The following is a 21443-nucleotide window of genomic DNA, read 5'->3' on the forward strand; positions in this document are numbered from 1 at the left end:
ATTTGACACTGTCCATGAAGCAAAAATTTGCGTCAATGATACCTACAACTATCAAATGGCTTTCTTAGCTAATGAAGATCCCATTGACTGCCCTTTTATTTTTTAAAGCCCAAAAAAGGTATGAAGTTGCTTAAGCTTTAGGTACTATCTGACCCCTGCCGTCAAATCCATATAATTAAACTCCGAAGATTTCAATTAAGCAGCCTGAGGGTAAAAGTCAAAACACATCTGTCCTTGCCTCTTACAAACTAAATTCTTCGAAATCATAATCTGGCTGTAGTCTAGCTCAATAGATTTAGTATTATTGCCGGTGACTTCGAAATCCGTTCCATAGTCTTGGTTATACATCAACGTATTCCTCAATGTACACGCTTTTTCTGGTCTTAGTGAAGCATTAGATACGGAAGTTGAAGGATAAACCATAATGTCAAAACCCGATGCAACAGGCTATTTGATTTGACAGATAGGCTTTTTTAACTAGATAGTCTGTAGTAATGCCATCAAAAAAGGCTACCAATATGGTAGCCTTTGGCTGTATTCAGCGCGCCCTAAGAAGCAGCGGACTCATGCTGATACGGTAATGCAAATACCTTGTCAAAGATCAAGGTAAAGGTAAAAGTATAAACCAAGAAAAATAGCAATAACGCTACTTCCATCTTAAAGGCTTGGATCAAACCAACATCGTACCAGACCATATACAGTGGCAAGCAAATCAACACCAACCCACCTTCAAAACCAACAGCATGGGTACTGCGTATCCATAACGTCCGATGTACCAAACGTTTGCGACGTTCCCACGCTTCAAAAACTGTGTTATAGATAAAGTTCCAAATGACGGCTGTTACCGACATCATTACCGCGACGGGCAACGATTCTGATGCATCACTATGACTAAGTATCATCAATATAAGAGTAGATAAAATGATGGCGATTATTTCAAAGACAGTCACATATATTAGGCGACGTTTGAGTGGGGATAAAGTGATCAACCAAGACTCCAAAGCACCTGTATTTAAACAGTAAGGCGCATATCAAAGTATCGGTCCGTCCCGAGATAGAAAAAAGATAGGTTAAGTGCAGAGCCACGTTTTCCGCCTGCTACTATATTATACATTAGACAACATAAAAAACCAGACTGCCCATTTATAGAAGAATATAAAAAACCCCGCATCATGACGATACGGGGTTTTCTAGTTTTAGATGTAAGACTTTTAACTTTAGAAAGAAGCCTTACTGCATCAAAAATTAGCTCAATTGAGCAACATTAATTTTATCAGCTTCTTCAGTATACTCTTCCATACGGTCGAAGTTCATGTATTGATACACTTCTTCGCCCATGCTGTTTAGCATACCAGCATACTGCTGATATTCGTCATTAGTAGGCAGTTTACCAAGTACCGCTGCTACTGCTGCAAGCTCTGCAGAAGCTAGGTATACGTTAGCGCCTTGACCGAGACGGTTCGGGAAGTTACGGGTTGAAGTCGATACCGCTGTAGACTTAGGTGCGATACGTGCTTGGTTACCCATACATAGTGAACAACCTGGCATCTCAGTACGAGCGCCGGCTTGAGCGTAGATGTTGTAGTAACCTTCTTCCATCAACTGACGCGCATCCATTTTAGTTGGTGGCGCAATCCATAGACGAGTCTTGAGGCTTCCTGCTGGTACGTCTTTTAGCAGTTTACCAGCGGCACGGAAATGACCGATGTTAGTCATACATGAACCAATGAATACTTCATCAATGGTATCACCAGCGACGTCAGCTAGTGTCTTAGCATCATCTGGATCATTCGGGCAGCATAGGATAGGCTCTTTGATATCAGACATATCAATCGTGATATCGATTGTATACTCTGCATCTTCATCAGCACGCATTAGGCTTGGATTCGCTAGCCAATCTTGCATCTGCTCGATACGACGACTGATGGTACGTGCATCGCCATAGCCTTCTGAGATCATCCACTTAAGTAGCGTGATGTTTGAGTTTAGGTACTCAGTCACTGACGCTTCAGATAGTGTAATGGTACAACCAGCAGCACTACGCTCAGCTGACGCATCAGACAATTCAAACGCTTGTTCAGCAGTCAAGTCTTCTAGACCTTCGATCTCAAGGATACGACCGTTGAACTCGTTGATTTTACCTTTCTTATCAACGGTTAAATAACCTTCTTTGATTGCTTGATAAGGAATGGCATGTACTAGATCACGTAGCGTGATACCAGGCTGGCGTTCGCCAACGAAGCGTACACGGACAGACTCAGGCATATCAAGTGGCATCACACCAGTCGCAGCTGCGAAAGCAACTAGACCAGAACCTGCTGGGAACGAGATGCCCATAGGGAAACGAGTATGCGAGTCACCACCAGTACCGACGGTATCTGGAAGTAGCATGCGGTTCAACCATGAGTGGATGATACCATCACCTGGACGTAAGCTTACGCCGCCACGGTTCATGATAAAGTCAGGTAGTGTGTGCTGAGTTTCAACATCAACTGGTTTTGGATAAGCAGCAGTGTGGCAGAATGACTGCATCACTAGATCCGCTTGGAAACCTAGACAAGCCAAATCTTTTAGCTCATCACGCGTCATAGGACCAGTTGTATCCTGAGAACCGACCGTAGTCATTTTAGGCTCACAGTACATACCAGGACGTACGCCTTCTAGACCACAAGCTTTACCAACCATTTTTTGCGCTAGCGTGAAGCCTTTACCAGTATCAGCTGGCTCTTCTGGCTTAGCAAATACATCTGAATGACCAAGACCCATATACTCACGAGCACGATTGGTCAAACCACGACCAACGATCAATGGGATACGGCCACCAGCACGAACTTCATCAAGCAATGTTGGTGAATTTAGCTCAAACGTTGATAAGACTTCATCAGAGTCATGCTTAGTGATTTTGCCTTCGTATGGATAGATGTCAAATACATCACCCATGTTTAGGTTATCGACTGCCACTTTTTCGATTGGTAATGCGCCAGAATCTTCCATTGTATTAAAGAAGATAGGAGCGATATTGTTACCCAATACCAGACCGCCGCCACGTTTGTTTGGCACGTTAGGGATGTCTTCACCCATCAACCACAATACTGAGTTGGTTGCAGACTTACGGCTAGAACCCGTACCAACAACGTCACCCACATACGCCAATTGATGGCCTTTTTTCTTTAGCTCTTCGATTTGCTTCATTGGGCCAACAACACCCTCTTCGTCAGCATTGATGCCGTCGCGAGAGTTTTTGTGCATGGCTAGTGAATGCAATGGAATATCAGGACGGCTCCATGCGTCTTGCGCAGGTGACAAGTCATCCGTATTGGTTTCGCCAGTCACTTTGAATGTCGTATAAGTGGTTTTTTCTGGCACTGCATCACGGTTCAAGAACCATTCAGCATCAGCCCAAGACTGAACAACTTCTTTTGCGATGTCATTACCAGCTTCTGCTTTTTCAGTCACATCATTGAACGCATCAAATACGAGCAAAGTCTTTTTCAATGCATCAGCAGCGTCTTGTGCTACTTCTGCGTCATCTAAGGCAGCAACCAATGGCTGAACGTTGTAGCCACCTTGCATCGTGCCCAAGATTTCAACCGCTTTTTTCTTGCTGATAAGTGGAGATGATGCTTCGCCCTTAAGGATAGCGGCTAAAAATGCAGCTTTAACGTAAGCAGCTTGGTCGACACCAGCAGGAATACGGTTTTCTAGCAAGTTCATCAAGAATGCATCTTCGCCTGCTGGAGGAGTTTTTAGTAGCTCAACCAACTCTGCTACTTGCTTTTCATTCAATGGTAGCGGAACCGTTCCTAGCTCAGCACGTTCTTCGACATGTTTACGATAAGCTTCTAACACAATAGTCGTCCTCGTCAGTTGGTGTTCAGTACATTACGTTGGGTAGTCAGTATGACAGCCTGCGTCCATGTACTAGGTGGAATAATTATCTGTGCAATCATAGCTTAAAATGCTCTAAATGTTAATGGCTCGACCTTGAAAAGGCTTATAATAAAGCCATATTGGACATTTATTATAAAAATAGTACTATCAATCATGAGCTTGAGTAGCTTTTTATGTTTAAGACTAGGGCGTGTTTGATATTCATAAATAGGCACTGCTGATAACTAAAATTGTTTTAGACAAGGAAAAAGTCGAAAATAATATAGATACCTTAGCAAGACTTACAACGCAGTATGGGACAATTTTAATATCAGCCTTGATAAACACTGCCCAATTTGACAGTTAAATAAATATGTTGTGACTGCTATACTTCTTTGCAAAATAGAATTTCATGAGCACATAATAAGTTAATGCTATTAAGGATATAATTATGGCTGACAATAATACTAACTATGACAATGGTCTTAAGGTACGTACCGATGTCATGGGTGAGCAACATGTGAAGCGCTCACTTGATGCTGCTACAGGATTTACCCAGCCGCTGCAAGACTGGATTATAGAACACGCTTGGGGCAGTACTTGGCAAGATGATTCGGTATTGCCACGCAAGTATCGCTCATTAATTACCATCTCATTTTTAATTGCCCAAAAAAGCCCAAACGAGTTGAAAGGTCACATACGTGGCGCCATTAACAATGGCGCTAGTGTCGCTGAAATTAGAGAGGTGCTGATGCACAGCTTGCCATACTGCGGTGCACCTGCCACTCAAGAAGCATTTCGTGCCGCCATAGATGTACTGAATGAGATGGAAATTGATATAGATATTTAAAACTATGGTAGAGAAACAAGTCGTAGTAATCTTAACAATATTGTTTAAAAGTTGACGACCAAATTTCTGCTATAATATCTGCACTCATAAAATATTCTGACAATCCCATAAACCCTTATAATATAAAGGGTTAAGAGACAAATTCATTATGACAACTGCCGTACAAACACATGTACCTGCTGCTAGAGCCAAACCAAAAAAAGCCATTCAAGGCGAAAAACTGCGTGGTTACGATAAAGTTGCACGTATCCCAATTAAAGTAATCCCGACCGTCGAGGCGAAGAAAAAGCCAGATTGGATTCGGGTCAAGATGTCATCACCTGCTGAAGTGGCTCGTATTAAAGCTACTCTACGTGAGCAGAAGCTATACACAGTCTGTGAAGAAGCTGCTTGCCCTAACCTGCCGCAGTGCTTCGCTGATGGTACAGCAACCTTTATGATCATGGGTGATATCTGTACTCGTCGCTGCCCATTCTGTGATGTGGGTCATGGTCGTCCAAATAAATTAGACGCCGATGAGCCGCGCCATACTGCCGAGACTATCGAAGGTCTACAGCTTAAATATGCAGTAATTACCTCTGTCGATCGTGATGATCTCAAAGATGGCGGTGCTGGACATTTTGTAGAAGTGCTAAATGAATCAAGAGCGCTTAGCCCAAACTGCTTAATTGAAATCTTAGTACCAGATTTCCGTGGTCGTATGGATATTGCGTTAGACCTACTGACAGAAACGCCGCCAGACGTGTTTAACCACAACATCGAAACCGTGCCTCGTTTGTATAAAGCGTTCCGTCCAGGTTCTGACTATCAGCATTCACTAGATTTGCTCAAGCTGTACAAAGAGCGTCGCCCTGATATCGCAACCAAGTGCGGCTTTATGGTTGGTTTGGGTGAAACTGAAGAAGAGATTTATGCACTACTCGACGATCTAAAAGCACATGATGTGGATATGATTACGATTGGTCAGTACTTACAACCTAGCAAAAACCATGCGCCAGTGGACCGTTACGTACATCCAGACGAGTTCCAACGCTATATGGACTATGGCAAAAAAATTGGCTTCTTTAACATTTGGGCAGGTCCGATGGTACGCTCAAGCTACTTTGCCGATCGTCAGTATTATGGCGAGGATTGCCCAGCACCTATCCGTAGCAAAAAAGCTTTGGAAGCTGAAGGCAAACTTGGCTGCTAATCTTAGAGGTTAATTTGGCAATGAAGTGATGCCAAGGCAATTACTAAAACAATAGCCAACCATATAAAAAGGGTGAATAACAAATTTGTTATTCACCCTTTTTTTGGCTTTAATACATCGTTAAAGAATTCAAAGCCAATAACCTACACAGTTAAAGTCGGCGTTGGCTTTCCGGCTGTTTTAATATTAAATACCGCAATACCCAAAACAATCACTCCACCAATAATACCTGTAACCATTTCAGGATAAATCAGTAGTAAAGCACCGATTGTCAAGATGACACGAGTCACCGTATTCATACCGCCTCTGAAATAGCCTTCAAGCGCTGAGCTTAGGGCGATGACACCAGTGATGGAAGTCACGACTACGGTGATGATATCGACAACAGGCGGCAGTGGGAAGTCTTTTGCCGTGACTGCCAAATCTGTTGGATCTATCATTAGCATCGTCGGATTGTAGATGAACATGAACGGTACGATAAACCCAGCAAGTGCCAGCTTGAGCGACAAAAATCCCGTCTTCATCGGATCGCCACCGGATATACCAGCACCAGCAAAAGCTGCCAAACACACAGGCGGCGTAATATTGGCAAAGATACCAAAATAGAAGACAAACATATGCGCTGATAAAATAGGAATATCAAAGCCTGCCAATGCTGGAGCCGCCATCGTCGCCGTAATGATATAGGCAGGAATAGATGGTAGACCCATACCCAACACCATTGAAGCTAGCATCGTTAAAATAAGCGTAAAGAATAATGACCCTGCGCCTAGTGTAACGATAGATGAAGTCATGACTGTACCAAAGCTAGTCAAACTCACGACTCCAATGATAATACCGACGACCGCACAAGCTGCCATTACCGCGAGCGACTGACGCGCACCATCTTCTAGCGCGCCTAAGATATCAGACAATCCCATACGAGTCTCAGCACGTAGCATGCTGATCAAAACAGTAAAGCCGATGGTATAAGCCGCTGCATAACCGACAGGGACATTTTTGATCAATAAGAAAACCAAAAATACAATGGGTAATAACATGTGACCGCGTGCTTTTAGTACTTCTTTTACCGCTGGCAAGTTCTCTTTAGCAATGCCTTTTAGATCACGGCGTCCAGCGCGAAAATGCACCTGAGCAATCACGCCTAGATAATACAGAATCGCGGGTAATAATGCTGCTAAAGCAATCGTGCTATAAGGTAAGCCTGTCGTCTCAGCCATGATAAACGCACTCGCGCCCATAATTGGCGGTAATATCTGCCCGCCAACAGAGGCACTTGCCTCAACTGCGCCAGCGAAGTCTTTGTGATAACCGACCTTTTTCATTAGCGGGATGGTAAAAGCACCCGTACTGACCACGTTTGATAAAGCCGAACCATTGATACTACCCATAAAGCCACTAGAGATGACGGCTACTTTTGCAGGCCCGCCCTTTTTGTGACCAGCGATAGCCAATGCCAAATCATTGAACAGCTGCCCCATTCCTGAACGCGCCAAGAACGCACCAAATAGAATGAATAGGAAGATAAAGGTGACCGATGCACCAATCGCCACAGAATATAGACCTTCCGTTTTTAGGAATAGTTGACCGAAGATATCGCCCATATCATAAGGGCGAGTCAGTAACCTATCGGGCATAAAGTCCATGTGACTGACAAACGGATAGGCCAAAAATATCCCTGCCAATATTGGCAAAATCCAACCTGTGATACGGCGACTGCCTTCTAACACACAGACTACCGTAATCAGGGAAAATATCACATCGACTTGGTTGGCCATACCGCCACGCGATGTCACAATATCTTGATATTCATAGATGAGGTAGCCCATACCAGAGAAAGACAGAGCAAACCAAATCCAATCATACCAAGCTACTCGCTGGCGACTGCTTTTTTTGCTGGCGGGGAAAATTAAGAAAATTAGTGCAAAACCAACACCCACATGCACAGAGCGCTGTAACAACGCTGGCATCGGGTTAAAGGTTATATATAAATGAAATAGCGAATAGAGTATACAAATCCCAGCGAGCAAATACTTTACTGGTCCTTGGGTGATATGACGCGTGATTGACTCTCGGTCATATTTTTCTAATACTGCTTTATTGTTCGCCTCTGCCTCAGCATTGTTATCAATTTGAGTATCTGGCATGGTAGGCACGCTACCCTGATCCGTCATCTGAGAGTTCATGACAAAAGTCCTTTTTAAATCTATCAAATAAGCCATATGCTTGAGGCTTAATCACCACTTCAGAATAATCTGGCACCCACTGGTGAATCAAAAAACGATGGTTACCATAATCAATCTCACCTTTGGTAAGTCTAGAGACCACCCAATTGAGGTTGGGCAGCTTTTCATTGATTTGATAACCCAGATAGCCATGTTTTTGTATGGGAGCAAGCAGTTCAGTTGAAGGAGTACCCGCACCAAAAGCTTCAAAATAAGTGGTAGTCAGTAACAGCTCAGCATCTTCTGAGCTACTGCCGTCCATACGTTGATACTGCTCTTCCCACCATTGTTTTTCTACAGAATGAATCCAGCGCAATTCAAAGTCAGGTTCAACGAAATAACAAACCTTATCGTCAGCGCCGTCTATTCCTTTAACTCGTATTTCGACAACAAGCTTACGAAAAAACCCCATCCATGACGTAAAAAAAACCAGTGCCGCAATGACTGCGGCACCAGTTAATAGCCATAATGATTTATTCTGCAGCTTGTTCATCATAATACTTTTGGGCACCAGGATGAATCGGAGCTACCATACCATCATTAGCTGTTTCTAAGCTGATGTCGTTGGCTGCTTGGTGAGCTGTTTTCAAGCCATCCAGATTTTCAAATAACGTTTTGGTTAACTTATAACCATCAGCTTCAGATAAATCAGAGCTAACCAATAATGCATTCATGATTGCCGCAGTTGGAATCGCCGCTTCGTTGCCATAAGTATCAGCAGGAATTTCAAAGGTTTTGAAGTAAGGCTTGCTTGCGATGATTTCTTTTAGCTTGTCTTGGTCGATACTAACAATCTGTAGATCTAAACCTTGTTCTAGCTCCATCAAAGATGAGTTTGGTAGACCGCTACTAAAGAATGCCGCTTCAATTTTACCCGCTTTCATACCATCAGCGGCTTCTGCAAATCCTAGGTAATCAACCGTGACATCATCATACGTAATGCCAAACCCTTCTAATAAGGTTCGAGCATTGACTTCAGTTCCAGAGCCTTGATCGCCCACAGCGATACGCTTACCTCTTAAATCCTCAATGGTTTTTATGCCAGATTTTTTTGAAGTAACGATTTGCACCACATTAGGGTATAAAACAGCGATCTGTTGAATATTGGTGATAGGTTTATCGAAGTTGTTTTTACCTTCGACTGCATCGGTGACCACGTCACTGAGTGCTAATACCATATCAACTTTGCCTTGGGTTAATAGATTGACATTTTCGACAGATGCACCAGTGGTTTGCGTTTTTGAGTTTACCCCAAAAGTTTTGACATAGATTTCTGATAATGAGGTGCCAATGATATTGTAAGGCCCAGATGCCCCGCCAGTGGCGATAGTAAGGAACTTGGTATCAAGCGTATCACTCGTCGCAGCTGCATCGGTTGAAGCGCTATCTGCTGACGCACTATCACTGCTCTCTGAGCATGCTGCCAGACCTAGCGTGGCACTTAGCATAGCTGATAACAGTAATGGGGATTTTAGAAAATTGAGCATTGAATTCATCCTTGAAGTAATCTGTTTAATCCATTTAAACGCATTAATATAACCATATTAATGCGTTACAGACTTGTAATAATATAGCAATTTTTATCACAAATAAACTAAAGCATCTTATATCACGTGTTTCCTGGGCTATAGACCCAAAGCTATTTGAAAAAACACCAATAATATATTTAATTTATCACATGAATTATTTCGCTATTTAAAACGTATCATCCTTGATAACGACTCCTATAGTCAGTCCTAAATAAAACAGTTACAAATATAACCATGCGACACTGGCATACATTTTCCTTGCTTGCTGTGCCTGCGCAGACAGAGGCGACGCAAAACGCACCCAGTATCGCTGTATTTATTTTATAGTGGATCAACTATACAATAAGAGTCAGGTGCTGCCACGGAGATTATTTTTTGTTGAGATTCCAATTATAAGTGGTGTAATCAATCTTTATTTTTCCTTGCTTTAGGTTTGTGGTTTGGGCTTTGCTGAGTCCTAAAGATGAGCTGTAACGACCCAAAAATCCTTCCAGATTTTTTGTTCCACGCCAATTGGTCGCAAAATCTTCTTTGTACCATTTAAAAATAGGCGATATTTCTAACGTACTACCCTTTAGACGATTACGGCTACTATCTGCTAAAAACTTGGAAGTGGCTTGCTCTAGCTGACTGTCTAAACGCTTACCTGTAAAAGCATCGTCTTGTAGTGCTGGACAACCAATACTGGCACAGTTAACCGCAAAGTGAATGCGCGGATCGTTGTAGCGTTTTGAGCCACGAATGAGATTGTGTTCAATATCATCGAGCGAACGTGTTTTGCCCAATAGTGGAATAAACTCTTGCTTCCATGGTGAGCTTACGACACTACCAATGTCTTTAATAGACTTAATATTTGGATGTTTTGTCAGCACCAAATCTACCGTGCCCGCATTATAGACGTTGATTAAAAATGCCAACTGCTCATTTTTATTCCAACCATTAAACTCTGATTTCGATACCTTACCTGCCGCTTTAAGATAGCTTGTCAGCTTACTCTTATCTGCTTTCATGCCAGCATAGTTCACAACAGAGGCCTTACCTCCATTAGTCATAGTGACATTCTTACCTAGCAAACTATCCCAGCTTTGATGATTAAAATCAGCATAAGCAGCAACGCTTGATAATGAGATAGCAACGGCTAGAACCGGTTTCCAGACCGCAGCTTTTGTTGAAATATTGAATCCTGACATAAATTTGACTCCGTTTAAATCAATGTTGTTTTTCTATTTATTACAATAGTGCGTATATGAAGTGACGATGCATGTATTTGCTCAAATCGTCACTGGCAAAACAGTCCACACTCATGGTTGGGTATCACGTTACATAGCCATCTCTAATCGACTAACTGATAGCTCATTAGCACGATTAGTGAGTACTATCTCAACCTGTAGCTATGCGTTTTAACTAATAAATAATACCTCATTGTGAATAAATATTTATGATGAATAACCTCGATTTTAACGCTTATTCCAAATGAGCATTACCTTTTCAAGATGAGTTACAAAAGGTTAAGATGCTAGTTATCTAAGGCTCTAACACTAGAAACTTTGTAGTATTAAACACACTAATACTGACCACAGCGGATTTATAGAGACAGTTTTATAAAGATATTTTTTAAAGACAATATAGCAAAGCCCAAACCTGCTAACACGCAACTATAACTATCTGATGGTATCAACATAAATATCTCAAATAGCATTGACCCCTTAAAGCTTTGTCGCTAAATTGTTTGTATTAACTATCCCTACACACGGCATAGCGACACTTAACATAGGGACACTTAGCCAACTGTTGATGATGTATCAGTTTTATAGTGAGTAAACTATACCTATATAATAAGCTTGTAAAAGCTTATGTCTGTGCCAATAAACAGTCGAATAACAAAAGATCGATACGCATAATTAAAACAATTTAAAGGAAGTCTCATGATTACCAGCACCGATACAAACAACGAACACATCCTCTCCTCTGATAACATTCATTATTTGTATCATGATTTTTTTGAACCAAGCGATAAAAACACTAAAATAAAGGCCACGTTACTGATCGTGCATGGTATGGCCGAACACAGCGGGCGGTATGCAGAATTCGCTCAGTTTTTGGCAGATAATGGCGTCGCAGTAGCAACTTATGACCATCTAGGGCACGGGAAAACCGTCAAAACGGCAGATGATTTTGGCTTTTTTGCTGACGAACATCCTGTACAGTTATTATTGAAAGACGTCATTATCATGTCAGACATCTTAAAAGAAAGGCACCCTGATGTTCCTCATTTTGTCATGGGTCACTCTATGGGGTCATTCATTATACGCAATGTCCTCAAGTACCACGCGCGCGCTTTTGCAGGTGCTATCTTGATGGGTACAGCAGATGCCAACCCATTGACCAAAATACTATTGCCTGTTAATAGAATACTGGCGAAAGTAGCTCCAAGAAAACAAAACCCCATGTTTGCCAATGTCATGAACAAAGTTTTAAATAGCCAGCTTAAAAATCGTGTCTCGTCATCAGAGTTTGCGTGGCTAAATCAGGACCCTGCTGCTATTGAGGCTTATGAGGCTGATCCATTAACAGGCTTTGACTTTACCAATAATGGCTTTATGACGTTATTCTCGCTGATGGAGACAGGCTTAAATAAACAATGGGCAATGACAATCTCAAGAGACTTCCCAATGCTATTTGTCAGCGGAGAAGACGACCCTATCGGTGAGATGGGTAAAGGTATCCGTAAAATAGTTGCTCGCTTAAATAAGCAAAAATTTAATCATATAGACACGCTACTCTATCCAAACATGCGCCATGAACCATTGCACGAAAAGGATCATCAAATCGTTTATCAAGATATTTTAGAGTGGATAAAGAGCAATAACTCAATTAAATAAGCTCAGTTAATTAAGAGCAGTTACGCTAAGTATGAATATCTATTTAAATGTTCGCTGTTAACTTGTTTGCTAAAAGTTGTTAAATTAGCGACAATACGGCAAGTAAAAGTTTGGTCCAAACTGAAACAATTATTTATATTATAAGCACGATTTATTTTTTAATTACCTTTAACTAACGTTAGGATTTTTTATGTCATTACAACAAACCATCGAACAAGCCTTTGAGAAGCGTAACGAATACAGCCCAAGCACTATGCCACAAGACGTACGCGATGCTGTTGAGCAAGTGCTTGCGCAGCTAGATGACGGTAGCCTACGTGTTGCAGAAAAGAAAGACGGTGAATGGGTTGTTAATCAATGGGCAAAAAAAGCGGTATTACTATCGTTCCGCCTAAACGACAACTACGTCCAAGCTGCTGGCGAGCATGTGCAATTCTATGACAAAGTGCCGACTAAGTTTGCTGACTGGACAGAAACGCAGTTTAAAGAAGCTGGCGTACGTGTCGTACCACCAGCAGTCGCTCGTAAAGGCTCCTTTATCGCAGCTGGTGCAGTATTAATGCCATCGTATGTCAATATCGGTGCTTATGTTGATCAAGGCGCCATGGTAGATACATGGGCGACCGTTGGCTCATGTGCGCAAATCGGTAAAAACGTCCATCTATCAGGCGGTGTTGGTATTGGCGGTGTGTTAGAGCCATTACAAGCCAACCCAACGATCATCGAAGACAACTGCTTCATCGGTGCACGCTCTGAAATCGTTGAAGGCGTCATCGTAGAAGAAGGTGCGGTCATCTCTATGGGTGTCTACATCAGTCAATCAACTCGCATCTATGATCGCGAAACTGGTGAGATCCATCGTGGCCGTGTACCAGCAGGCTCAGTTGTTGTACCAGGCAGCTTGCCGTCAGAAGATGGTACACACAGCTTATATGCTGCCATCATCGTGAAAAAAGTTGATGCACAAACTCGTGCAAAAACATCAGTAAATGAGTTATTGCGTTTAGCCTAAAACGGTCTGACCGCACGTATAATTATTGATTAAAAATATTGATCGAAAAAAGATGCTAAAGCGTTACTTTAGCGTCTTTTTTTTAGCTCATCTTTTTGCAGCGTAGTGTTGCTGTCTGCGTTATAATCCTTTTTTACGACCTTTTCTCATGTGTTGCAAACCTATTCTGACCACTCCACTCTTTTATCTGATATTGACATTGTTATGACCAAGCCATCGCTACGTACTGCCACTATACCTGTCACCGATCCTGAAGCAGGTCTTCGTTTGACAGAAATTTTTTACTCCTTACAAGGGGAAGCCATCACCTCAGGCTTGCCAACGATATTTGTGCGACTGACTGGCTGCCCACTGCGCTGCGTCTATTGTGATACCGAGTATGCTTTTACTGGTGGTGAGCGCCAGTCACTAGATACCATCATAGAAACCATCAAAGGCTATCCATGTAAGCGTATCTGTTTGACTGGTGGAGAGCCATTAGCGCAGCCAAATGCGATTGAGCTCATGAAGCGACTGCTGAGCGATGGCTATGAGATATCACTTGAAACAGCAGGCGCGCTCACAGTAGAACAGGTACCAACAGCCGTCAGTAAGGTAATGGATCTCAAAACACCAAGTTCAGGCGAAGATGATAAAAACTTATGGTCAAATCTCGATTATCTTACTCAACATGATCAAATTAAATTTGTCATTATGAACCGCGCTGATTATGACTGGGCAAAAGCCAAACTGTTTGAACATAAGCTCAATGAATTGGTCGGTACCGTCTGGTTTTCTCCTATGTTCAATGTTGCAGAGGATATGCACGCAGAGACTGCTCCTGATATACCAGTACTAGCACGTGAGCTTGCAGAGTGGATGTTGGCAGACGCTTTACCGGTACGTTTCCAATTACAACTGCACAAAATTATTTGGGCAGATGCCAAAGGCAAATAAAAACTTTAACGTCTGAACATATAAACAACTATAGTCGATCCACTATAAAATAAATACAGCGATACTGGGTACATTTTGCGTCGCCTCTGTCTGCGCAGGCACAGCAAGCAAGGAAAATGTATGCCTGTATCGCATGGTTACATTTGTATCTGTTTTATTTAGGACTGACTATAGCCAACTATAAATAGGGATAGAGGTATGGTCAAACTCATTTTATTAGGTCTATTGTCAGGCGCTTTTTTTAGCTCGACATTTATCCTAAACGAACTCATGAGTGCTGCTGGTGGACATTGGTTCTGGTCAGCCAGCCTTCGCTATGTATTTATGTGGCTGATGCTTACCGCTATTATCGTCATGCAGCATGGCTTTGGACGTATTAGAGAGCTAGCGACTATCTTTCGTCAACATTGGGGATTTTGGTGCATAACGGGTAGCATTGGCTTTGGTATTTTTTATACAGGCATATGCTACGCGGCCGATCATGCTGCAGGCTGGGTCGTCGCAGCAACCTTTATGTTTACGGTCGTCGCAAGTCTGCTGGTCTTGCTCGTCTTTGGTCAGCGTTTTGATAAGAAATTCATCGCCTATGCGTTATTGGTGTTTTTCGGTGTGGTGCTGGTGAATATCAGTGAAGGAATACATGCCGCCTCTGTCTTAGGTGCTGATACCGTACCTATGACAGACATGCTGCTTTATGGTGCTTTGCCTGCGCTAGTAGCAGCCTTTAGCTACCCTATTGGTAACCAGTTGGTTTGGCAGGTTTCTTATAATGCCAAACAGAAAAACACTGAATCGCCAGCACCGACCTCTCAAGCAACTGACCAGATAGTGGAAACTGAGCTACCACCTTTATCTGCTATTGATACCCACTATCCGGCAGACTCAATTAGTATTGCTCATACGACAGACACTGTCTTAGCCGAACCGCCCCCTTCTCTATTGCAAAACTTGATTGCTAAAATTCCCGCTATCCAAACCACTCTACTACAAGATGCCTTTAACAAAGTATGGCTAATGACTTTGGGTAGTGTGCCCTTTTGGTTGGTATTGGGTATTGTCGTTCATCCTGAGTTGCCAGACACTAAACAAGTATTTAATACACTACTGGTCGCGTTATTGGCTGGCGTGGCAGCCACCAGTATTTTCTTATATGCCCGCGAAAAAGCAGAAACCTCCAGCGAAGTCGCTGGTGTCGATGCCACTCAAGCCAGCGAGGTCATATTTGCCTTGATTGGCGGTATGTTATTGCTCAACAGCAGCCTGCCATCAATGATGGGATTAATAGGTATTGCTCTCATTATCGTTGGATTGATTCTGTTTGCAAAAGACGGCTAATACACTAAGGGCTGTTAAAAATTCAAACCCAACCATCTATAATCAAGGCATTTTAATATTTCTTTGACTATAGTCAAAGAAACATAAAACCGATACGATTGTATTATGGTGCTACTGGTACAAATTTTACTTGATGGCTATATTCACAGAGGCTGCGAAAAATTTATCCCAGCAGCACTGTAGCGATTTAAAAATACTTTGACTATCTATGTTGATGGTCACTACTTGATATTATAACTATGGCTAATGATTTAATTTTTCCTGATATTTTGTTGTATTTATTAGATATGGTGGGCGTGATTGCGTGCGCGATAGCAGGCACGTTGCTTGCTCAGCATAAAGGGTTTGATATTTCTGGCTGTATCTTAGTGGCGATGGTCAACGCTATCGGCGGTGGTACATTGCGTGATATGGCTCTAGACCGTCATCCGCTGTTTTGGATGACTGACCTCAATTATGTGATCGTCATCACCGTGACATCGCTCATCCTACAAATGTTTTTTCATCTATATCATAAGATCGATAAAGCATTGAAACTGTTTGATGCCATTGGGCTGGCTGCCTTTAGTGTGATTGGTTTTAAAATAGCGTTGACACAAGATATGTCGCCTATTATTGCTATTATGATGGGTGTGTGGACTGCCATGATTGGCGGTATGCTCCGTGATATTATCTGTAATGAGATACCACTGGTACTACAGCGTGAGATTTATATCACTGCCAGTATTGCTGGCTCTGTGACTTACTTGATTTTGCAATACTTCGGTATCTCCTCTGGTATTAATGAATTTATCATGCTGTTTACCATTTTTGCAGTACGTATGTTGGCGCTCAAGTTTGATTGGCACCTGCCTTCTATTCGTCTAGTCGCTTAACCTAAAAAATATTATAAAGTTATAGGCGATCCACTATAAAATAAATACAGCGATACGGGTTACATTTTGCGCAGTCTCTGTCTGCGCAGGCACAGCACGCAAGAAAAATGTATCCCTGTATCGCGTGGTTGTATCTGTATTTCTTTTATTTAGGAATGACTATAGCCCGTATCAAATGATTTATCATCTTCACTAGTGAGATTTGCTCATGTTGGCTATCGCATTGAACCCTGCTGCCCTAATCACCACGTTTGATCCAAACTCATTGATATTTGTGTTTGATATGATTGGTATTGTGGCTTGTAGTATTTCAGGCACGATATTGGCCAAGCATAAAAACTTTGACGTGTTTGGCTGCTTGCTAGTATCAATTGTCACTGCTATCGGTGGTGGTACCGTCCGTGATGTGATTTTGGATCGTCATCCATTATTTTGGATGGTAGACATGAGCTATTTGACGGTTATTACGATATCTTCATTGGTCATGCAAATATTTTTTCATCCCAACTCTAAACGAGTCGATAAGTTTCTCAAACTCTCAGATACCATCGGCTTAGCAGCGTTTACCTTAATCGGTATTAAAATTGCGGAAAGTATGGGGGCGAATATTCCTGTGTCACTATTACTTGGTGTGATTACGATTATTGTCGGTGGTATCATCCGCGATATGATCTGCAATGAGATTCCACTCGTACTACAGCAAGAGATTTATATTACCGCTGCATTAACTGGCGGTATTCTGTATTTTGTATTGCAATATCTGGGCGTAATAGCATGGATAACTGATATCGCCGTTATGAGTACAATTTTTACGTTGCGGATGCTGGCCATTCGCTACGATTGGCAGTTCCCAACACTGGAATTAAAGTATTAAGTCGCACCACCCTCAAGAGTCTGATTAGCTTGCGTTTTTTCAACTAGGGCCAGATCCTTCACCATCAACTGTAGGCTTTGCTTACCGTTCCACTCGTTGATGTCTAGCTGAAATAACAAATGCACTTGTTCAGCACGATAATCCCATACATCGCTATCGAAGTTAAAGTAAATTGCTTCAATCGGATACTGCACATCTGGATAACGCAATGACAGTTTAAGATGCTTGTCCTTTAGAACCTTAAAACTGAGTACTTCGAATACACCATCAAATATCGGCGGTGCAAAACCATGACCCCACACACTCGCATCAGCCAGATGCTCAACGAACCAAAGACTAAAGTCACTTGCCTGCAATGCGCCATCTGTGAATTTCTGCTCAGCAAACACCTCATCATCCATCTCTGCCATGACTTCATCAAATGCCGTAACAAACTCATCAAAATTACGGCGCTTGATGGTCAATCCTGCTGCCATCGCGTGACCACCAAAATGACTGATTAACTCTGGATATCGTTCAGCGACTTGTTCAATCGCATCACGAACATGCACGCCTGCGATAGATCTTGCAGAGCCTTTAATGGCATCGTCGTCGCCTATCCGCTCGACATCTGCTGGTGCAAAAACGATACTTGGCAAATAGTGGCTTTCTTTTAAGCGTCCAGCGACGATACCGATCACACCTTGATGCCAATCGTCTTGGTACAACACGATGCTTCTCTTTTTGACCATACTAGGCTCAGTAGTATTAGAATTACCCTCGTTAACGGCCGGTTTCTTAGGCTTGATCTGAGTAATGATATCACTACTTTCGTCTAAATCAGTGTCGCTGCCCATCTCAGCATCAGCCGCTAAGTCTTGTACAATGCTGTCTGCTTGAGCGCGCATTTCACCTTCTACCTGACGACGGGTACGATTCAACACTTCAAGCTCTTGAGCCAGTCGCTGTGCGGTACTCCAATCTTCCGTTAATAAGCACTCAATACCGATGCGCATATTGTCCATGCGCCCAGCAGCATTGATGCGTGGACCTAACACAAAGCCAAAGTCCTGTGCATGCAACTGCTTAGGGTCACGACCTGCCTGCTCAAGTAACGCTAAGATACCTAGGCAGCATCGTCCTTGGCGAATAGCGTTTAATCCATGATGCACTAAGATGCGATTGTTTTTATCGAGCACGCCAACATCGGCAATCGTCCCAAGTGCCACCAAATCTAAATATTGGCTGACTTGTACGGTGGACTTGCCAGCCTCTCGGCGCAGCTTTGCCAAGCGTCCAAGCACATAGAACGCCACGCCGACACCGACCAGTGCCTTACTAGCAAAATCACAACCGAGCTGGTTGGGATTGACCACCGCCTCAGCAGGTGGCGTCTGTTTGGTCGTCAGATGATGGTCGGTGATAATGACAGCAATGCCGTCCGCCTGTGCTCGAGCCACACCCTCATGACTAGAGATACCATTGTCCACGGTCACTATCATGTCGGGGTGATAAGTCTCAATACCCAACTCGACAATCTCAGGCGTCAGTCCATAGCCGTACTTGAACCTATCTGGCACTAAAAAATCAACGACTGCGCCCATCTTTGTGAGTGCGCGCATCATCAGTGCGGTACTGGTCGCACCATCACAATCGAAGTCGCCAACGATCAGGATGCGTTGTCCATCATCAATGGCAATATCTAACAGTCGTACTGCCTCAGTCACGCCATGTAGCATCTCTGCAGGCAGTAGACCGGATAGCCCAGTCTCAAGCTCATCGGGCTCAGTGATACCTCGACCAGCATATAAGCGGGCAAGCGTTAATGATTGAGCAGCAAGTGGCTGCAACGCGGTGGGCAACTCGTCGATGCGAGTGCTGGTATAACGGGGGGTTAAATTTAGCATGGGTGTATTCTACTGGCTTTATCAAAAGGTCACAATGCTCATTTCTAGCGGAACGGTTTATCATTTTTTAGGATTTTACATTACTATTAATCCTATTGAAGCCGTTATACATAACAAGCTTTTGATCGCCTTTAACAGCCTTTATCGACACTTTACAAAACAGCCAGTTTACAAAAATGGTGTATAGTGACTGTATTTTTCTGCATTTTGCTACAAAGCAATGATTGTATGCCTCTTATAAATCCATAGAATAGATAGTAACTGAGATATTTATTAAAACTATAATTCGATATTTTAGAGTGTTTCATTTTAATGATTTGTTTTAGTGACATATTTTAATAACTTATAAGGAGCCTTTATGAAAACCACACCAACCGCTGAAAAACTACCAAATACAATAGATCCTAGCTTAGACCTTGAAAAAACAAAAAAAGAATGTCAAAAGCTGGTCAAAAAACGCGCTAAGTACTCTGCTGGTGTCGCCATTGTTCCTGTGCCATTCTTCGATGTCGCCGTAGATGCAGGCATGCTTACCCAGCTATTACCTGACATTAGTGAACGCTTTGGCTTAATTGAAGATCGTCAGTCAGCGGTTGATTTAGAATCACGAGCCGTTCATTGGGGTGCTTTAAAAGATCGTACCGTTGACTTTGCAGGACTAATGGCGACACGTGGTATCGTGAAAAAGACAGTACAAGGCTTCGGTGGTCGTATCGCTGCCAAGCAAGTGACAAAATTCATCCCACTCGGTGGTCAAATGGTTGCGGCAACCATGGGCTATATGATTTTCAAAAAAATCGCTAATGACCATATCAATGAATGCTACAAGCTAGCAAAAGACATTCAAACCAAGCAACACGGTAAAAACGTCTAAAAATAGCTATAAAAGAAAATGTCATAAAAAACCAGCTTAGACTATTTGTCTTTGCTGGTTTTTTACGCTGTTTAGTAAAGTCATTAAGCCCTATCATTGCTTTTTTTGAGTAAGGTTTATTATCACACTAGCATTTTCAAATCCACGACTTATATGCACTTGTCCTGACCAGTTGCTTGGTAAGATCATTTCTTCACCAAACACAATCTGAGACTGCTTATCCAGTTTCATTAATTCTCTCAGCTGCTGATGCTGATAAGTCACTGGAACCAATGTTTGTAAGATATCCGCCAAAACAGGCAGACGATTTCCAGCACTAGGCCTAATACTAAAACTCACTCTTTGAGTATCACAGCCATTTAATTCGGCAGACACTTGCATATTATTTACCTGTAACTCTTCTTCAATCATCTGTGTATAGTCATGAATATCCATAGTATTCACACGCTTTACATCACGCAATGTGGTAAATATATGCTTATCCATATTTGCTGATAATTGGCAGTTGTCCCGATAATAAGTACTTACTGGATTACCTCTCATCCAATCAATATCGAATGTGATAGACGGTGCTATCAACTCACCATTTTCATAAGCCTCAGAATGGGAGCGATAGTTAGGTACTGCGCTATAATGTATATCATTACCTTCTACCTCATACTCGACGATATGTTCACTAAACGGCGCATACAACAGCACTTCATGCTCGTTAATAATGTGGTTGTTCTTATCTAATAGCAAATAATGCACAGCACTATTAGTTGTCACACTACCGCCTAACGGACCTAAAGATTCGATTTCTAATGCTAAATCTTCAACTCCATCATGATTGAAGTCCTTCACTATCAAAGGCAATAACCTCAGACTATAATTCATGCTTTGCTCAGTGCTATCAGCATCGTCATAATTATCTGCACAATCATATTCAAGATCAGCCGATACATGAGGATTTGGTTTTGGAAAAGAACAATGACGCTCTACTAAATCAATAATCAGCGACTTTGGCAATACCTTATCGACTGCATGAGAAAATGAAATTGCACTCATAGAGAGCGTGCATAAAACAGATAAGCGTAATAACATAAGATTACCAGTATCAATTA

Annotated in this window: 17 protein-coding genes; 9 read left to right on the top strand and 8 right to left on the bottom strand. The window is 42.3% G+C overall.

The genetic code is table 11. From position 1 onward, the window contains the following. Positions 1-548: 548 nt before the first annotated feature. Together ACT3QP_RS10745 and acnB are read right to left on the bottom strand one after the other, a co-directional pair. A complete protein-coding gene (locus tag ACT3QP_RS10745; protein WP_192992103.1) occupies positions 549-989 on the bottom strand; it encodes a PACE efflux transporter in 441 nt (146 codons plus the stop codon). 256 nt (positions 990-1245) lie between these two features. Beyond that, positions 1246-3849, bottom strand: a complete 2604-nt coding sequence (gene acnB / locus ACT3QP_RS10750) for a bifunctional aconitate hydratase 2/2-methylisocitrate dehydratase (RefSeq protein ID WP_192992102.1) — start codon at positions 3847-3849, stop codon at positions 1246-1248. 472 nt (positions 3850-4321) lie between these two features. On the opposite strand from acnB, the gene ACT3QP_RS10755 reads away from it, so the two are divergent. Together ACT3QP_RS10755 and lipA are read left to right on the top strand one after the other, a co-directional pair. Further along, positions 4322-4720, top strand: coding sequence for a carboxymuconolactone decarboxylase family protein (locus ACT3QP_RS10755; RefSeq protein ID WP_192519340.1), 399 nt, complete (start codon positions 4322-4324; stop codon positions 4718-4720). A gap of 148 nt (positions 4721-4868) precedes the next feature. Beyond that, the gene (lipA, locus tag ACT3QP_RS10760; protein ID WP_192992101.1) at positions 4869-5912 is read left to right on the top strand and encodes a lipoyl synthase; all 1044 of its coding nucleotides are present in this window, start codon (positions 4869-4871) and stop codon (positions 5910-5912) included. Between the two features lie 143 nt (positions 5913-6055). Here lipA and ACT3QP_RS10765 read toward each other — a convergent pair whose 3' ends face one another. The 4 genes from ACT3QP_RS10765 to ACT3QP_RS10780 form a co-directional block, all read right to left on the bottom strand. Beyond that, the gene (locus tag ACT3QP_RS10765) at positions 6056-8059 is read right to left on the bottom strand and encodes a TRAP transporter permease (RefSeq protein ID WP_192992107.1); all 2004 of its coding nucleotides are present in this window, start codon (positions 8057-8059) and stop codon (positions 6056-6058) included. A 10-nt stretch (positions 8060-8069) separates the two neighbouring features. Then, on the bottom strand, positions 8070-8630 hold the full coding sequence (locus ACT3QP_RS10770; RefSeq protein WP_444525498.1) for a DUF1850 domain-containing protein: 561 nt from the start codon (positions 8628-8630) through the stop codon (positions 8070-8072). Further along, positions 8611-9624 (bottom strand): TAXI family TRAP transporter solute-binding subunit, encoded by a 1014-nt coding sequence (locus ACT3QP_RS10775; RefSeq protein ID WP_444525499.1) that lies wholly within the window; start codon positions 9622-9624, stop codon positions 8611-8613. Before ACT3QP_RS10775 ends, ACT3QP_RS10770 begins: the two co-directional genes overlap by 20 nt. A gap of 410 nt (positions 9625-10034) precedes the next feature. After that, on the bottom strand, positions 10035-10856 hold the full coding sequence (locus ACT3QP_RS10780; RefSeq protein ID WP_444525500.1) for a DUF547 domain-containing protein: 822 nt from the start codon (positions 10854-10856) through the stop codon (positions 10035-10037). Positions 10857-11591: 735 nt separating this feature from the next. Here ACT3QP_RS10780 and ACT3QP_RS10785 point away from each other — a divergent pair. The 6 genes from ACT3QP_RS10785 (at position 11592) to ACT3QP_RS10810 (ending at position 17580) form a co-directional block, all read left to right on the top strand. Further along, positions 11592-12548 carry an alpha/beta fold hydrolase gene (locus tag ACT3QP_RS10785; RefSeq protein ID WP_442062702.1) on the top strand — a complete coding sequence of 319 codons (957 nt, stop codon included), beginning with the start codon at positions 11592-11594 and terminating at the stop codon, positions 12546-12548. Positions 12549-12738: 190 nt separating this feature from the next. Next, positions 12739-13560 (top strand): 2,3,4,5-tetrahydropyridine-2,6-dicarboxylate N-succinyltransferase, encoded by an 822-nt coding sequence (gene dapD / locus ACT3QP_RS10790; protein WP_192992096.1) that lies wholly within the window; start codon positions 12739-12741, stop codon positions 13558-13560. Between the two features lie 204 nt (positions 13561-13764). After that, positions 13765-14496, top strand: coding sequence for a 7-carboxy-7-deazaguanine synthase QueE (gene queE / locus ACT3QP_RS10795; RefSeq protein WP_192519347.1), 732 nt, complete (start codon positions 13765-13767; stop codon positions 14494-14496). 198 nt (positions 14497-14694) lie between these two features. After that, positions 14695-15831, top strand: a complete 1137-nt coding sequence (locus ACT3QP_RS10800) for a multidrug resistance efflux transporter family protein (protein WP_192519348.1) — start codon at positions 14695-14697, stop codon at positions 15829-15831. Positions 15832-16070: 239 nt separating this feature from the next. After that, a complete protein-coding gene (locus ACT3QP_RS10805) occupies positions 16071-16706 on the top strand; it encodes a trimeric intracellular cation channel family protein (RefSeq protein ID WP_192519349.1) in 636 nt (211 codons plus the stop codon). Between the two features lie 208 nt (positions 16707-16914). After that, positions 16915-17580 (top strand): trimeric intracellular cation channel family protein, encoded by a 666-nt coding sequence (locus tag ACT3QP_RS10810; protein WP_192519350.1) that lies wholly within the window; start codon positions 16915-16917, stop codon positions 17578-17580. Here the strand turns inward: ACT3QP_RS10810 and recJ are convergent. Continuing rightward, positions 17577-19466, bottom strand: a complete 1890-nt coding sequence (gene recJ / locus ACT3QP_RS10815; RefSeq protein ID WP_192519351.1) for a single-stranded-DNA-specific exonuclease RecJ — start codon at positions 19464-19466, stop codon at positions 17577-17579. The two genes, ACT3QP_RS10810 and recJ, sit on opposite strands and share 4 nt — an antisense overlap. A 358-nt stretch (positions 19467-19824) precedes the next feature. Between recJ and ACT3QP_RS10820 the strand changes: the two genes are divergently transcribed. Beyond that, entirely contained in the window at positions 19825-20340 is a 516-nt protein-coding gene (locus ACT3QP_RS10820) for a hypothetical protein (protein ID WP_192519352.1), read from the top strand. A gap of 93 nt (positions 20341-20433) precedes the next feature. Here ACT3QP_RS10820 and ACT3QP_RS10825 read toward each other — a convergent pair. Next, on the bottom strand, positions 20434-21443 hold a 1010-nt coding region (locus tag ACT3QP_RS10825; protein WP_444525501.1), incomplete at its 5' end, for a hypothetical protein.

This window comes from Psychrobacter sp. AOP7-B1-24 (assembly GCF_052376215.1).
GTDB lineage: Bacteria > Pseudomonadota > Gammaproteobacteria > Pseudomonadales > Moraxellaceae > Psychrobacter.